Raw genomic sequence first — 15,216 nt, forward strand, 5'->3', positions numbered from 1 at the left:
TCAATGAGCAAATCAAGCATAAGAATAGTTGCTTTCATGGGGGAGCGATTCTTCTTCATTTTTTCCGCTACATGCTTGGTTTTTACAGAAAGGACAATCCACACTTGTTCTTTGATTAACTGATGTGAAGTAGTTGCACTTGCAGCTATGACAAGTTTCTATCATAGCTTCACCAGAACGCAGCTCTTGGGCTAAACACCACGCATCGGTGATGTCGAGCATCTGCCAACGAGTTCCTTTCATTCCAGGCGTCTCATTTCTAATAGCGCAATACATTTGGTAAGCCACATGGAGTGCATCAATGTTTATTGAACGAAGGGCCGCTTCGCAAGCTATATTGTAATAAAGCTGCATCAATAGAGACGCTTCAATCTTTGATGTATGGCTATGAATCAAAGTTGCACCGCCACGTGCAGTTCTACTCTTCCTGCAAATTTCAAGACCTTCATCTTCTAGCTCTTTGTACATTCTACGTACTTGCTTGTAGGTAAGCCCTGTTTCTACCATGATAATCTTGGTAATGTATCCAGCCAAAGCCATGTTCCTAGCCGATATCCATCGGGCCAAAGAGTTTGAATTACAACTCATTGCCGCCTCCCGTTGTAGTTATAGATTGTTGATGCTTCTTTAAAATAAGATGTGTAACCCTTTGTTCGTCACTTTCCAGAATTTCTCTCACCAGCTCAGATGAAAACCTGATCGAAAATGGCATGTCCTGGCTACATGCTAAGTTTCTTAGTTGATTATCAGAGGCTTGAGATACGATTTTTGTAAGGTTGACTGAGACCCCGAAAGTTTGCGCTGCAATATTAATGTCTTGCTGTGATACTTTTCCCATAAGCAACCAATATGCAGTCCCAAATCCTGAGTCAGAAGAAGGCGTCAAACAAGTTTGATCGAAGGATTGCTCCAAGTGTGAGATATAGGTTTTTTCTGGCGAGGAAAGCTTAAAAGAAAGGATCACGCCTGATGATAAGATCTCTAATTGGTACTTTGTAGCATCCGCAAGTGCTTCCACTGTTTCCAGTGGAAGAGAAAATTGCTCTGAGACTTCTCGTGGGTGGATTTCTGCTAGGTGCTTCAACAATGTCCATAAAGATAGATCAAATTCGTAAACATTTCTATCAGCCTGGGATTCACTAAGAGAGGCAATATTCATATTGTAAGAACATGAGTAGTCCATCCTAAATGCCCTCAGTATCCAAGTTTCTATAAATGGCGAGGATTCGACTGCCGTAATTTCTTGCTCTAGCTTCATCAGACCAGGTGTAATAACGACCGATGCCTAGCTCCAAATCTCCAGGAGCGGACGAAATACACTGGGCTAAGTAACCAGCTCCGACGTCAACGTTTTTAGCAGGGTCCAAGAGCTCATCTGGAGAACTTACTTTATCTCCATGCCAACGCAGATTGATTTGCATCATACCTACGTCAACATTTTTTCCGTGCTGAGCGAGAAGTGCATCGAGTTTTAACTTGGCTGATTCGAGAGAAGTCTCGTAATGAGGACCACCTTTGAGTGTCCTTAATGCCCAAGGCCAAGGGCTAATGTTTCCATCACCTCGACCTGTAGCTGACTCAGCCAACGCAACAGAGTACAAAAGCTTCGCTTCTACACCGTGTTTTATTGCTGCCTTTTCGAATACTGTACCAGTTAAGTCAATCGCGTTTGCTACGCTAGACATCCCGAGCAACGTAATTGCTATAAACTTCTTGACCCTTGCCATATATGAAAACCCTATTTTCCTAGCCAGTCCTTCGGGGTGATCCCATTAAACTTTCAATTTTTCTTTTGGTAATCCGTCTTCGTATCTTTCCGGCCATATCTCAGTAGGCTTTTTGTTTAATGCTTGTGCGATAACGTACTCCCAGCGCGGGGACGGTTCGTACAAAGTGTTAGAAAGTACTTGTCGAGATGTTTTGTGCTCCCTTGCCAGGGATGCCAGGGATTTCCCTTGTATCTTTAATTGATACTTTATCCAACTGCGTTTCTGTTCTTCGTTTTGGGGAATTTCGCTATTCAAATACATCCTTTGTCTCTCTATTACCAAACTCTTTTTAAAGTTGCTTTCTTGTCGTTTGTTGACATTTCTTGACGTATTGTGACCTTATTTATAGGTCTATAAAGTGAGCCTGTCAACAGAAAAAAAACTTTAAAAACAGTTTTATCTTGCGTGGTAACGTTTTTTGCAGTGAGCGAATTGAAATTTGAAGTTTAATTTTTATGAAGGTGCTTTTGACCTGCTAGAATTTTATGCCCAGTTGGGTTGGAGTCATGGGCTATAGGCGTACCATTCGGGGGAGCGGTACGAAGAGGCAGAGTACCAAAAGGAATGTACTCTACGTGTGTGTAGTAAGCTAAATAAGGTTTAGGAACCGAGCGGGCGCTGGTTTCTAATAAATTCACAACTAGCCCTAAGGGGATATCTCTTAATACTCTGACTTGCAGATGGGATCAGATGCAATTGCAACCATTACATTTGACCGAATAGGGTGTATTTTAACCACTAACAAAATTCTAATCAACTGATTTCATAAATGGAACTATATTAAATTTAACGTATCCATCACATTTTTACTGAGTAAAAGTCACATTTCTACCATTTTTTAGGTGTAGAGTGTGAAGTAGGCACTTTCACATGTGAAAGTGAGTAGTAAAACCTATGGTCATGGTTGCATTATTTGATTCTGTGATATACTGGATATATGAAATTCATTGAGGTCGTAAGTATGAAGCATGTGATTAATGTTTTCGGTTTGTTTCTTTTGTTGCTAGGTTTTGTTATGGCGGCAGATACGGCTTGGGGCTGGGCTTTGATGTCAGTTCCTATAGTCTATTGGGCTATGAGTTTTCTCGTATTGGTACATAGAAGCCATTTTGCAGCCATAGTTTTTTGGGCTGCGCTAGCTTATATGAATTGGCAAATTGCAGTGGTTTCAATATCTGCATATTTATTATTCTCTATTGTTAAGGCTGTTATTGTTCATCAACAAACCCCAATTAGTAAGCGCTATTCTACGAAAAAGAAAAGTAGGACATTAGGTCTAGGCTTAGACATGAAAGGTCTAGGCTTAGACATGAAAGAAGACCTGTATCGCATTGGCGATTAGCCAATTAGAAAGGAACCCGAAGGTTCCTTTTATTATTTTTTGTTTTTGAAAGATCATTCAAACTGTTTATTGGCGATGTTATATCCACGAATAGCGGTTAAGTAACTACCAGACCTGTCTCCGGCGTCGCCAGCATTTTGAAGGACATTTACAAGTTGATCTGTAAATTCCTGATTTTCTTTCGATAGCACAGGGCTACCGTCAGGATTCATTATTGCTGCTCCATTAGCATCAGTTTCAGCGTATTGCATTTTCAAATTATTAACAGCTTGGTCCATTCTCTCTTGATTGGTATCAAAAGATTCAGCATAAACAGCCGCTTGTTCGTTTGTTAAACCGTATCTTGATGTTCCGAGTTCAGCCATAGTTTGCTTGAATTCATCTCCATATTGTTCCATGAAGTTAGCTGCTGCACTGCCACCAGCTTCCGCTGCCGACGCTGCTGCTGCTGCGTAGAATGCCCCTCGTTGTTCTAAGCTCATTCCTTTCGCTGCTTCTGAGAGATCCGACTCTCCCGTTAGCCACTCTTTAGCTGCGTTGTAACCGCTAGCTGCTGCGCCAATAACATTACGACCTAATTTAGCTGCTGCAACTGCCATTTCTCCGCCAAAGCCGTACTCTTCGGAAATATAGTCGTCACCACGTTGAGTTGCCTCGATAAACTGGTCCCTTTGTTCTGGTGTCATAGTACGCAACTGATCCATTGCATTTGAAAAATCGCTCGCTGTCGCCTGTCCACCAGCTACAGCTGCACCACCAACTTGCTCAGCTCTTCTAGCCAACCAGTCGCCAGTGTTGTCTACTGCCCCCCAAGTGGAAGCGCTCCATGACATATCCGGCAAAGCATTGAGCATATTATTTCTTGCTTTTTGCTCTTCTGGGCTAGAAACAGCTCGGTTGGTCTGATTTGCAAGACTGCCTAATTGTTGGAGGTTTGCATCATGTTCGCTAGTTACCGGAGTAACAGGAGGTGTTGGTGGAGTTTCTGTTACCGGAGCTGTGCCAGACGTACTGATTGTGTTCTCCCTAAAATTGGAAGGTAAAACAGGACCGTTTCCAACGTTGCTGCCTACGGTCTGTCCTAAATTCTCTGGTACAGTTGGAGGAGTGAGGCCGCTGTACTGTAGAGGGTCGCTTTCAAATCCGCTATTTCTCCCGGTAGCCAAGTTGATAGCACTAACAGCTGCTTGGAAACCTCCAACTTGTTGCCCTGGTTGGTAGTTGTTGGTATTTGTCATAGCTGTCAGTCTAGCTGCCGCTTTGGCTACACTTGGGTCCATTCCATAACCACGATATCTTTGTTCGAGATTTGCCGCTTCTTTTCGAACTGAATCCGGTGCATTTTGAAAATGTTGGTTGAGGTAATCCATTGCCTCTGGCGAGCGAGCCACTTCTCCACCCAATGTTTTAAAGTCGCTATTTGTCATCGAACCCATAGAGTTTTGCAATTGATCCATTGTTGTATAGGCATTAGTTGCAGAAACAAGCTCTTGTGCAGACTTAGATAGATTTTGAGATAAATTATCGCCCCATGACTGTTTAAAGGACTCGCCCCCTTGTCTATTTATTCCATGAGCTAATTGATTGGTAAGTGCCTGAGAATCAGTTTTACCCCATGAAACATTTTTCATGAATTGCGATACATCACTGGCAGACCACGTTGATGTGTCGCTTGTTGTAGAATCAGTTTTACCTATAGCGTCGGCTCTGAGACCGACTACATCATTACCACCTTTATTTCCATCCCCTTGAGGCGGAATTGTTGCGACCCCCGTACCTTTTGAGGGGCCTGTTATTGCTCGTTTAGCTGCTGCTCTCGCGGTTCCCATCAGTGGCATCATCATGGCCGCAGCTTCTTTTACATCTAAGGAGCCAACGGCTTGCATACCAAAAGCACCTTTTACAGCATCGGCATGTTGATCATCAATTTGAAACTTATCCATGAAGCTTTTAGCTTGTTGATTAACCAACTGGCTTTGTTGAGTGTTTTGTGAACCTATAGTTCGGCCAATGCTAGAAAGACGAGAGTATGCTTGGTCTTGCGATACGCCATGAGAAAAACCTCGGCCAAGGGTGTCTGAGAATGCTTCTGACTTCTGGCTTTGTACTGCCCTTGCTGAGCTAACCCCGCTTCCAATAGATGAGCCAAGAGAAAATGAACTGATCATGCTTTCTGCTCCTGTTGCCATCGTCCCACTAAATTGGTTGTGGTTATATGCAGGTTGACTGTTCATTACTGGGCCTTGATTCAAAGCGTCAGGCGACTGAATTTTCTCATTGACATGATCAGAACCGTTAACTCTGTTAGCAAGACTGGTAAATGCGTATGTTGATCCTGTCACTATGAACAGTGAAATAATAGGAGTGGCTGCTGCTAACATTCCCCCCGTAGCAATCCAGTTCTGTAGAATGTCTCCTGTTGAGGATAATGCATACATTGAGTTTAAGCCTGGTGTAGATAGACTTGCCATTTCATTAGTCGCTGCGGTATGAATGAATAGGTTTGTTATAGATAGAACTGGCATCCATAGCTGTATCCAGAGAACCGTTTGGAAGTATTTTCCTGCCAACGTCATTCCCATTGAACCCATAACGATGATAAAGCCCATTATAGGAGTTATCGCGTAAACAAAACCTTCAAAGAACGTTAACATCGGTCTGACGACTGACATGAACATAGATTGCTCTGCTGCCCATTGAGTGTTTCGCTGTTGAATCGCTTGGTTAATCATCAATGCAGAACCATAGTCTTGAAGGTCCTGGTATCGTCCGGCAGCTGCTTCATAATACAAAGGCTCTAGTAGAGCGACTTTTGTATATTCTACTGCTGAGGTGGAAATTGCTCCTACTGCTTGTAATGAGTCAGCTATCTTTGTTAGAGCATTTACACCTGTATAGGTAGGATCTACACCAAGTAGATTGTTTAAAGCGTTATTTACATTGGACCCACTTAGGTTATTTAATGCCCCAACAATACCAACCCCCTCAGCTGTAGACCATGCTTCACTACAAGTAAAATCACCACCATCGGGATTCGATGCGTTTAGATATACACGAGTTCCGTATAGTGAAGAATTGAATTGTAAGGCTTGATCTAAAGGGAGTGTTAGAAGCTCATCTAAGCTCATCAGGTTGAGATCTACTTTTGTTAGCGTACATTCTCTAATGTAATTAGAAACTGAGCGACGAACATCAACATATCCACCACCTTGCTCTTGGTTTAGGGCTGTAAAAATAGCGCTATCGTACACACCGCGTCTTACATCATTCAGTAGCTTGAGTGTTTCAGAAAAGTGAGTTTCAGTAACATTGGGTACGATAATGCCGTAACCAGTCTCAAATAATTTTGTTAGGGTGTAGCCAACATTCGATATAACACCTCCGGCAAAGCCTATGCCAATCGGCACGTTTGCCACAGGACGAACTTGCCCGGTGTAAGCATCTTCAATCTTGACTAATGAAGTCGGTACGAAGAAGCAGGCGTATAGTAGCCACCCCATAAAAATTTGCTGAATATTGATCTGTTTTGCCCCTTGGAAAACAGATTGAACGGTTATCATCACTACACCAATAAGCAACCCAACACTGACCATCTTGGTGAAGTCATTGGTCCCCGTGATCATGGCTACAGCAATTAATATCTGCTCAAGAAATGCTGAGTCGCCAATGGAGTAAATAGTAAATTCAGGCATGAAGTTTTACTCCTTTGTTCTTGGTGCTTTAGTTAGCGTCGATAACATATATTTTTGCTTTCGAACGTTATTTAGGAGGTTGTTGTACTTTTCGATTTGAGAAGAGAGATCTCCATATTGAGCTGTAAGAATTGAGTATTCGGCTCTCATGTTGGCTTGAGATTCACGTAATACTTCCAACGCTTGCTGTTTATAAGGACTATCACTGTTTGATATAGCAATAAATGCAGCTCTGAAAAGCTCATTGGTAAATGAATACATCATTGCTAGAGAAATCGCTCCAGACGACTCTGAGGCAAATAGCATTGCAGAGTCTTTAGATAGAACAGAAAGATTTCGGATGATTGCACCTATACCAACAGGTAAGCTAGCTAAAAAGTTTTGCTCACTAGTTGATAGTGTTCCAGCATTACTAGCAAACTTGAAAATAATACCTGTAGATGTACTTGAACCAATAAGCATATCTTCAATTTGGCTCTTTATGCCTGTGATGTTGACGGTTTTAACACCGCCACCAGTTGCCCCAGCGCTTAGGCAATTTTCAGTATCTGAACCACATGAGTATATTTCAACGTTACTACCAGTGATTAGATCTGAAATTTGGATTTTATTGCCAGGTAAAGTGGTGATTGGTGTCGTTTTTTCCGTAATACTTGCGTGTGAATCATTAACAATATCACCGATTATTACTGTTCCCGTCACAGACATTATGGCTTCTAGTAATGTGTTGTCTCCGTATGTGAACCATGCGTTTGCATTATTTTTCTTCAATTGCTTCCAGATGATATTACCAATCATTTTCTTGTACTCATCTGGGTTGTTTGATTTCAATTGTTCGAGTGGTGTAGAACCGCCTTGCTCTTGCTTAGATGAGAATACATCGTCAAACAGACCCGTTGTGGTAGCTGTAATGGAAGCGTCAGTTTTGTGTTTAACATCGAATGAAGAGGTAGCGTCATTTACGATACCTTGTGCTAGTTGACAAGAATTACCCAAATATTGGTTTAATTGTTGTATTTTCTTTTGGAAGTTTTCTATCCATTTTGCACCATCAGGAAAGACGTTATCCAATGCTAATTGGAATGCATATCCCTTTGCATTTGCAGCTACCGAACGCAGCAAAGTGACGATTTGTTCTGCGTTAACAAAGCTCAATGAGCCCCCAAATAGGTCAACACCACCACAACCAGCTTTCCATGATGGAGGTGTGAATGACACTAGGTTTTCATTAAATATGCGTGTTTTCGTGGTGTATCGACCACCAGCCAGAACCCCTCGACGCTGTGTTTCAAATACACCTGGTTGAGTGACATTGCTCATTTCATTGAAAAGGGCGTCCATTTCAGACTTTAAGCCGTTAGCTGTAGATATACTCGGTACTGTCCACAGAACGGATGCTACGCAAATAGCGAGAGCTTTCTTCCGCAGCTTGTTCTTTCTGAACATCTTATTTCTCCTTAATTTTTTCGCGGATGAAGTCCATCAATTGTTCCGGCGGGATATAGTTCCCTTTATCATCCGTCATGATTTCTTCTAAGGAAGCCTCACCTGTTTTATCGGTAAGAATTTCCGCAATGTTGTTGTCGGTATTAACCAGTGCTCTTGTTTTGTTGAATTCGTCATCACTGATCCAACCTGCTCGGCGAGCAGTAACTAGAATTCGATTGGCTGTATCTGGAAGTGACATTACCCCTTGCCCAACAGGAGCAAAACTCCCATCTGGTGAAGCTAAGAATAAAGCTGGGTAGGTGACGACACCTAGCTGTTCGGCATGGCCGTTATCTACTTTGAACTCGGGGAAAATGTTTCCTGGGAAAGGGGTGCCGTCAGAAGATACTGCCACGACAGTAAATCCATATCCTTGCTCAAGCATTTTGACTATTGGAGCCTGTATTTCGCACATTTCGCAGTTTGGCTGGTAGAAGAAAAATAGACCCACACGACTTGCTACAGTCCCAAGTAATGTCTGCCTTTCCTTCCCAGCCTTACTATCTACTTGCTGAGATGCGAATGTGGCATAAGGTCTTCTGGACACTTCATCAAGATAAGGATCACCTAAAATAGCCAGTTCATATGCATCTTGCGCTTGTTCTGAACGATCCATTGCGAACCGCTGCATGTAAGCAAAAGCTTTAGCGTTCTCAATGGTTGGGTTATCCCACCAAGCATCTTTGTATTTAGGTAAGTTCTCTCTAAACCACGCAGCAGAAAAATATTCAGGTCCTTCACTCTGGGCCATCTGTTCTTGCTCAGGAGGAGGTGGGGGAGGTTGTACTGCTACTGGCTTAGGTTTAGGTACTTCTTTTTCTTCTGGCTCGACTTCATAGAAAAACCATCCTTCCGCCTTTCTATCGTAAAAGCCGGGCCTACTGTCTTCTGCTACGGAGATATTTGGCATTGAGGCTATCAATGCCAGCGCTAAAGTAGCTTTCTTTAAAGTCTTGTTGTTCATGTCACCACACATATTTTCCCATTCAGGCATATGGTAACGGGGGGGAGGATTAAGGAATGCATCTGAAACCTCCCATTTAGGGCAATTAGGGGAGGTTTTATTGTTGTATTTTTGGTCGATTAGGCTGTTTTTATGTGTTCTGACTGATTGTTAGTTGCTTCTTCCTGCTGAATCTTTTCAAGTTGACGCTTATGGGTGATGTACCTGATCACCATTTCCACTGAAGCGTTAAGCGCAAGTGCTCGCATGGCTCTCGTGCTTGCAACGTAAAGTAGATTGATCTCATCATCCCGTGCCTCAGGTTCTAGCTCGGGGTCCAAAACGTCAGGGAAGTCATCAAATAGTTGGACATAATCCCACTCCAGTCCCTTTGCTCTATGACTGGTAGACACAGTGACATTTGCAACCAATTCGTCTTTTACGGTGTTAAGGCGTAATATCGCAAGATGTTCAGGAAGATCTTCGTAGGCTTCGATAATTGCCATCGCTCTAAACATCTCGTTGTCTTGAGTCGCACGAGCTATCTCGGTGAACTCTTGATAGTCCTCATAATCATTAAGTATCTGCTTGTTTCTGACACGTTCTCTTTCTTCACGTGAGAACCAAAAGATATCTTCCAGATAGTCGATTTGGTAAGACTCTATACCACCAGCCCAGAAAACTTTATGTCCCGCACCTGTGTAGCCCAAAGCAGTTTGAATAACTCCCATTACCGTGCGGTGTAACACAGCATGATGCCCGATATTTTGAGGTAGCATCATAAGAACCTGATCTTTAGCTCCGAGCCCAATTACCGGCTTGGTCTCTCCTTTTAGTTCGAGAAGGGCATTAGCAACCATCGCTACATTAGGCCCAAATCGGAAACTATGTGTGAGGTAGAGTTGATCTGCGTTCGAGAAGCGGGGGTTATTCATCGCATCATTTGCACCTCTGAAACGATAGATTTGCTGGTGGACGTCTCCAACAAGAATAGTCCTTGAGCGCTGCCTAATTACAATGTCACTAGTTACTGGGTTAGCGTCCTGTGCTTCATCAAAGAGGATTACCTGGTATCTCAATGATAAATTGGGGTGAGATAATTGGTACAGCTTTAAGTATCCATCATGAACCATAGGGAAAGGATCTTGAGGTTCACACATCCTCTTCCAAATATCTTCTGCACTTTGAACGACTTCTATTACGTATCTCTCTTGCTTTGTTGTTAGTAGTAATCCAGTATCTGCTCTTTCGAAATGGTCATACAGAATTTGGTCATCTGCGCTGCACATAAATGCATTTAGCGTATCCAGGCAGTCTCTTGCAAGAGTCCAGTTTTTTGTGTTTAACGCTTGTGCTATATCGGTCAGGCGAATGTTTCCCACTAATTTGTGCGCAAACATACGTCCAACAGATGCGAATGCTAGTTGATGAGAGGTTTTGCACGTAACATTTCGGGGAAACTTTTCCGCAGCTTCATCTCTTATCGCTCGGTTGTACGCGATATACAGCATTCTTAGGCGAGGATTAGCAAGAGCATATTTGATGAGGGTTGTTGTCTTTCCCGTGCCAGCATAGGCCCTAACTATCAGTTGGTTTCCTTGATAGTTGGTGATTCGGGCTTGCTCTGGGGTATCAGGTGGTAATGTTTTGTTCATCGCGTGTACTTCACTATGGGAACGCCCCAGAATAAAATCCGGGGCTTACGATGGAATTAGTTGGACGTTTCTTTAAGGTCACGAACTAGCCGCAGATATATATTAGATTGTGCTAACGATGCGAACTCAGTTCCTTCATTGAAATCAATAACTCGCGCTTTCAACTGAGGGTTAACCTTGCTGTCAGGAGTGTTTGACCAATAAAGTACTTTTGGGGTGCTTTTGAATACCTCCAATCTGATCGCAGGAGCTGAGCATGACCTTTCGACAATGGAACCAAGCTCTTTAATGTTGGGTAGTCTCCAGTCAGAGTACCCTAGTAAATTGCTGCTGTTAGCGTCGTCCACAGCTAGTAACGCATCAGACCAAGTAGGAAATGATTTTAGAGTTCCAATGCAGTTATCGGCACTATATCTTTGTCCCATAGTGCAAGTGGTCCACATCAAGCCTGTTGCGGCGTCAGTAACTGTGCCGTCTTTATGTACTGTAAATTGCTCTATATTGGTGGTGGGAGCGATAATATCTGACTTACAAGTCTGTGCGTAAGTTTGAGTTGATATCCCTACAAGACAAAGAATGCTTGCCGCAACGGTTAGTTTGGACTTCATCACTGTTTCCCTCCTCTTGCTAAACGAATGCTCGCCGAGTTGCTTTGTTTATGACACAACTTAGCTTGTCCATTGCTTGAGTCCATGCACCATGCTGTACCTTCACCATTTGAACTCGGGGTTCCAGACCAAATCGGTGCGCCACCTTCGTAGTTATAGAAATAGTCGGTATCGAGCAGTGTTTGACTGTTTTCATAATTGGCAATAGAACGTAGCTCTTCAATGGAAGGTAATCGCCAATCTTTATAGCCACAAACGGCTAGCTCGTTGGCCGCACGAATGTAGTCATCGGTACTACATGATGTGACTTTTACATAGCCAGCGTTATCTGTCGTAGGGAACGCGCATTGTGCCTTATCGTGAACAGGAGCATTACGGTTTTGGAATTCTAGTGAAGCGCCACCAGCACTGCCACCGTCATTAGTTCTATCTTTGCTGTACCAGGTGTATAGGTAGTTTTTAGCTTGCCAGTTTTGATGCCAGTGATAATAAGGGTAAGGAACATAATCCTTTGAGCTTGGGTTTCTGCTGGCACGCCAAGCATCATTTACTAGGGCTTTGAATTCTGCTTCCGAAAGTGAAGATGGAATATCAGTAATTGCATCACCTTTGTTTTCCCAGACGATCCCTGTTCGGTTATCCAAGACACATGACCATGCCGTCGCTGTATGAGGAAGGTGGTTTCCGGAAACGTCTAATTTTGTAAAAGAGAAACCTGCATAACCATCTAAGTAGTTTGGTGAGTCAGTATCAGCGCCAAATTCAGCATCTTGCCCAGGAAGATCATTAGGTGCGCCTTGGGCATCGAAGTCATTCCCATTTACATATCTGGTGACGCCAGTATCGTTTAACACTAAGTCTCCAAGGATAATAACACTGGTCTCAAACTGTTTGCTGAGTGTGGCATTGTTAGCCTCGGTAAGTTTAATTTTTATTGTTTCACCGCCTTCGGGAACGTCATCTTGAACAATATTTAACTCAAGAAACTGCTCAGTAGTTCCAGCCGGGAAAACAATAGTGCTGTCACTGATGACACTATAATCTTGGCCGTTAATAGCTAATCCACTGAGTTCGTAACTGACGCTTACATCTTTTCCTGATGAAGTGTTTAGTTGTAGCGGAATTTTAACGCGACCACTTCCTTCTGATGTGGTTCTGATTTCTGAGGTAAATGATATTTCTGGAGAGGAGTCATCATTGGTGATTGTTACGGTAGCAGTATCTCTCTCTATGCTGGAGGCACCAGAAACATCGAAAATTTGAACGGAGAATGTTTCATCATATTCATCCTTTACATCACCAATGATAGGGATGATCAAATCAACCCGAGTAACGCCATCTTGAAGCTCAAATTCTCCAACAGTTTCCAGGTAATCTTGATCTGATAATGCAGTTCCAGGGGTAGTTCGGTATTTACCTTTAATTACACCATCTTTACCACCGCTACGAGTAACACGCACTTTGGCATCACTGTTACCTGAATTTCCTTCTTTTATCGAGATGTTATCAATTTTAATAGAGCCAGATTTTGTTCCTGGGTTGGTGTTTGTATTGGAACTACTTCCTCCATCTTCTCCACCGGAACCACATCCGCTTAATGCTGCAATCAAAGCAATTGCCAATGCTGAACGTTTCATTAATGTATTGCCCTCTTTAATTAGACCTGTTTGAGGTTTCCAGTCTAATAGGGTAGGTGCATAGATTATGACTCTGTATCAGCCCATTTTGGGCAAATACGTCGCAAAGGTTAGAGACTTCGTGTAATGGTCCATTTTGGGCAGTTTGGGAGTGGAAAAATGGAGTAACGAAAAGGAAAATCTAATCGTCAATTTGGTTTCGCGCTGAAAGATGCTCAAATCTCTGACCAGTCCTTCGACTAGACCGCCCTGTGAAAAAGGTGTTTTTATCTAAACCAATATGTTTCGTGTAAACCGGAGCGATGTTAGGTAATCAGGGCATCCTATAAACTCGCTCTATTGGAGTTGACATGAAAAACCTATCTAATGACGTAACTTTTGCCTCTAAAGAGGCTGCAAATTCATTTGCTGATAACCTTTCCTCAGTTTTGAAACAAGACCATAGCATCTCGCTCAAACCAATAAAACTGCTTCACGCCACGGCTAAATGTCTCGGGTATAAAAACTGGAATCACTGGTGTGGCTCTGCATTTAGCTCCAAATCTGATCTCATGTATTTATCAGGTGATAATGGGGATGATGAATTCTTTGTTTCTCATGAGGAGCGCACTCCAATTCAGTTCTTAGATGCGTCTTGTATTGATGAAGTTAGAGCTAACGATAGCGAAATAGCTTATTTATGTGGTAGTAAGGTGCTGTCTACACTAGAAAAAGCTATCGAGCATATGAGGCCGGATGACGAGTACGACTTCCATATCGAAAACTATGGAGGTGTGATCCATTCATTTGTTGTTGCCAAGCGTTTTATGATGACTCACGAAGAGATCGCGGAGCGAGCAAAGTTATCCATTTTATCGCAATTAAAGCGTGAACCTGATTCTTATGAACTGAAAAAACAATCTCAGCTTGATTATTTTGGGGTCTATGATAACCCTCGTCTTAATACACTTTACTACCGTCTCGATAATGCCATTGGTGCTTTTTTTAATGAGGAACTGGAGCACAGCATTGGCTTTCACTATTTTTCTCCCGTGGAGCAATTCGCTTACTTTGATAGTGAAGGCAATCATAAGGTAATGGATCGAGATGAGCTTATGGAATTTTTAAGTTCTATTGAAGGAAACATCCCTGTATTGGCTGGTGTTTACAGACCTCTCTTTGGATAGGCTCCACTATCAAATTGCGTAATTACCAACCATCCGGAAATTCCGGATGGTTGGATTTTGAACAGATGGATTTTGGTTCCCTCATCTATGAGGGAACCAAATTTATGTGTGTGAATGTATCAGTTCTCTGCCTGATTGCCCTCAACGGGCAGTTCTACAGTGTGTCATTTGATATGTACTTGCTATCATTCTGGGGTCATTACGATTTCGCGCTGAAATATGCTCAAGTCCTTGACCAGTCTTTTGACTAGACCGCCCTGTGAAACAGGTGATTTTATCTTTGCAAATGTCTAACCGTGTTAATGCAGATTCATTTAACTGGGGGCTTGGCAGGTAATCAGGGCAACCTTTCATAGATACCCCGTTAATTTGGAGTTGCTTTAATATGAAAACTACCACGATATCGTTTGGCTCGAAATCAAACGCTGAATATCTCGCAAGAAAACTGTCATCAACATTGAAAGATGATTTTAATGTTTCGCTGAAACCAATCAAACTCCTTCATGCACTAGCTAAGGCTCAGGGTTATAAAAATTGGAACCACTGGGCTGGGGCTGGGCTTTCTGAAAATACAGATCAAGCTTTAACTGAGCGACCACCTATCGCTTATGACTTAGATCTTCCTGTGCCTTTTTTAAAACGAGCTCCGGTTGATGCGAATCCTGACGCGGCAACATCCTATATAGTTGAAATATTGGATATTAATCTTTTTGACTCAGTACGAGTTATGTCAAACGAATTATCCGCCGAGCTTTGTGAGAGGAGAAGAAAAGCATACTCGGAAAACCCCAGCATCACAGCAGGTTCAATGACTGTGTACACAGTGGTTATAACAGGCAAACGCTACACTAATGGACGCGGAGGTTATTGGGGTTCTAGGGATTTTCCCCTCTAAAAAGACTTAATCCTCTGTAGA

At 42.6% G+C, this 15,216-nt stretch carries 14 protein-coding genes; 3 read left to right on the top strand and 11 right to left on the bottom strand.

Translation table 11 applies throughout. The features are described from left to right. Positions 1-12: 12 nt before the first annotated feature. The 5 genes from WR49_RS12740 to WR49_RS21340 form a co-directional block, all read right to left on the bottom strand. A complete protein-coding gene (locus WR49_RS12740; RefSeq protein WP_082082774.1) occupies positions 13-540 on the bottom strand; it encodes a FlhC family transcriptional regulator in 528 nt (175 codons plus the stop codon). 37 nt (positions 541-577) lie between these two features. Then, positions 578-1,183 carry a hypothetical protein gene (locus tag WR49_RS12745; RefSeq protein ID WP_231574711.1) on the bottom strand — a complete coding sequence of 202 codons (606 nt, stop codon included), beginning with the start codon at positions 1,181-1,183 and terminating at the stop codon, positions 578-580. 1 nt (position 1,184) lies between these two features. After that, on the bottom strand, positions 1,185-1,685 hold the full coding sequence (locus WR49_RS12750) for a transglycosylase SLT domain-containing protein (protein ID WP_228209269.1): 501 nt from the start codon (positions 1,683-1,685) through the stop codon (positions 1,185-1,187). Positions 1,686-1,772: 87 nt separating this feature from the next. Beyond that, positions 1,773-2,030: a helix-turn-helix domain-containing protein gene (locus WR49_RS12755; RefSeq protein WP_032073043.1), complete on the bottom strand. Its 258-nt coding sequence runs from the start codon at positions 2,028-2,030 to the stop codon at positions 1,773-1,775. A gap of 185 nt (positions 2,031-2,215) precedes the next feature. After that, positions 2,216-2,407 carry a hypothetical protein gene (locus tag WR49_RS21340; protein WP_140111251.1) on the bottom strand — a complete coding sequence of 64 codons (192 nt, stop codon included), beginning with the start codon at positions 2,405-2,407 and terminating at the stop codon, positions 2,216-2,218. A 323-nt stretch (positions 2,408-2,730) separates the two neighbouring features. Here WR49_RS21340 and WR49_RS20815 point away from each other — a divergent pair, with 323 nt between their 5' ends. Next, a complete protein-coding gene (locus tag WR49_RS20815; RefSeq protein ID WP_140111253.1) occupies positions 2,731-3,111 on the top strand; it encodes a permease in 381 nt (126 codons plus the stop codon). Positions 3,112-3,164: 53 nt separating this feature from the next. On the opposite strand, the gene WR49_RS12765 is transcribed toward WR49_RS20815, so the two are convergent. The 6 genes from WR49_RS12765 to WR49_RS12790 all read right to left on the bottom strand — a co-directional run bounded on the left by WR49_RS12765 (position 3,165) and on the right by WR49_RS12790 (position 13,134). Then, positions 3,165-6,803 (bottom strand): conjugal transfer protein TraG N-terminal domain-containing protein, encoded by a 3,639-nt coding sequence (locus WR49_RS12765; protein WP_046224257.1) that lies wholly within the window; start codon positions 6,801-6,803, stop codon positions 3,165-3,167. A 6-nt stretch (positions 6,804-6,809) separates the two neighbouring features. After that, positions 6,810-8,249, bottom strand: a complete 1,440-nt coding sequence (locus tag WR49_RS12770) for a conjugal transfer protein TraH (RefSeq protein ID WP_014386833.1) — start codon at positions 8,247-8,249, stop codon at positions 6,810-6,812. A gap of 1 nt (position 8,250) precedes the next feature. Then, positions 8,251-9,255, bottom strand: a complete 1,005-nt coding sequence (traF, locus tag WR49_RS12775) for a conjugal transfer protein TraF (protein WP_220769851.1) — start codon at positions 9,253-9,255, stop codon at positions 8,251-8,253. 119 nt (positions 9,256-9,374) lie between these two features. Beyond that, the gene (locus tag WR49_RS12780) at positions 9,375-10,889 is read right to left on the bottom strand and encodes a UvrD-helicase domain-containing protein (protein ID WP_046224258.1); all 1,515 of its coding nucleotides are present in this window, start codon (positions 10,887-10,889) and stop codon (positions 9,375-9,377) included. A 56-nt stretch (positions 10,890-10,945) separates the two neighbouring features. Beyond that, on the bottom strand, positions 10,946-11,497 hold the full coding sequence (locus WR49_RS12785) for an Lcl C-terminal domain-containing protein (protein WP_014386830.1): 552 nt from the start codon (positions 11,495-11,497) through the stop codon (positions 10,946-10,948). Then, positions 11,497-13,134, bottom strand: coding sequence for an Lcl C-terminal domain-containing protein (locus WR49_RS12790; RefSeq protein WP_046224259.1), 1,638 nt, complete (start codon positions 13,132-13,134; stop codon positions 11,497-11,499). The genes WR49_RS12785 and WR49_RS12790 overlap by 1 nt, the downstream gene beginning before the upstream one ends. Before the next feature lie 350 nt (positions 13,135-13,484). On the opposite strand from WR49_RS12790, the gene WR49_RS12795 reads away from it, so the two are divergent. Beyond that, positions 13,485-14,300: a hypothetical protein gene (locus WR49_RS12795; protein WP_032073040.1), complete on the top strand. Its 816-nt coding sequence runs from the start codon at positions 13,485-13,487 to the stop codon at positions 14,298-14,300. A gap of 385 nt (positions 14,301-14,685) precedes the next feature. Next, positions 14,686-15,195, top strand: a complete 510-nt coding sequence (locus tag WR49_RS12805; RefSeq protein WP_046224260.1) for a hypothetical protein — start codon at positions 14,686-14,688, stop codon at positions 15,193-15,195. Positions 15,196-15,216: the final 21 nt, after the last annotated feature.

Origin of the sequence: Vibrio sp. ECSMB14106 (assembly GCF_000972265.1) — a bacterium.
Taxonomy (GTDB): Bacteria; Pseudomonadota; Gammaproteobacteria; order Enterobacterales; family Vibrionaceae; genus Vibrio; species Vibrio kanaloae.

Bases quoted from the DNA above. Each gene is read 5' to 3' on its own strand.
- WR49_RS12790 (WP_046224259.1), bottom strand. From the start codon at position 13,134: ATGAAACGTTCAGCATTGGCAATTGCTTTGATTGCAGCATTAAGCGGA.
- WR49_RS12740 (WP_082082774.1), bottom strand. From the start codon at position 540: ATGGCTTTGGCTGGATACATTACCAAGATTATCATGGTAGAAACAGGG.
- traF (WP_220769851.1), bottom strand. From the start codon at position 9,255: ATGAACAACAAGACTTTAAAGAAAGCTACTTTAGCGCTGGCATTGATA.
- WR49_RS12780 (WP_046224258.1), bottom strand. From the start codon at position 10,889: ATGAACAAAACATTACCACCTGATACCCCAGAGCAAGCCCGAATCACC.
- WR49_RS12785 (WP_014386830.1), bottom strand. From the start codon at position 11,497: ATGAAGTCCAAACTAACCGTTGCGGCAAGCATTCTTTGTCTTGTAGGG.
- WR49_RS12805 (WP_046224260.1), top strand. From the start codon at position 14,686: ATGAAAACTACCACGATATCGTTTGGCTCGAAATCAAACGCTGAATAT.
- WR49_RS12745 (WP_231574711.1), bottom strand. From the start codon at position 1,183: ATGGACTACTCATGTTCTTACAATATGAATATTGCCTCTCTTAGTGAA.
- WR49_RS12765 (WP_046224257.1), bottom strand. From the start codon at position 6,803: ATGCCTGAATTTACTATTTACTCCATTGGCGACTCAGCATTTCTTGAG.
- WR49_RS12755 (WP_032073043.1), bottom strand. From the start codon at position 2,030: ATGTATTTGAATAGCGAAATTCCCCAAAACGAAGAACAGAAACGCAGT.
- WR49_RS12795 (WP_032073040.1), top strand. From the start codon at position 13,485: ATGAAAAACCTATCTAATGACGTAACTTTTGCCTCTAAAGAGGCTGCA.
- WR49_RS12750 (WP_228209269.1), bottom strand. From the start codon at position 1,685: ATGTCTAGCGTAGCAAACGCGATTGACTTAACTGGTACAGTATTCGAA.
- WR49_RS12770 (WP_014386833.1), bottom strand. From the start codon at position 8,249: ATGTTCAGAAAGAACAAGCTGCGGAAGAAAGCTCTCGCTATTTGCGTA.
- WR49_RS20815 (WP_140111253.1), top strand. From the start codon at position 2,731: ATGAAGCATGTGATTAATGTTTTCGGTTTGTTTCTTTTGTTGCTAGGT.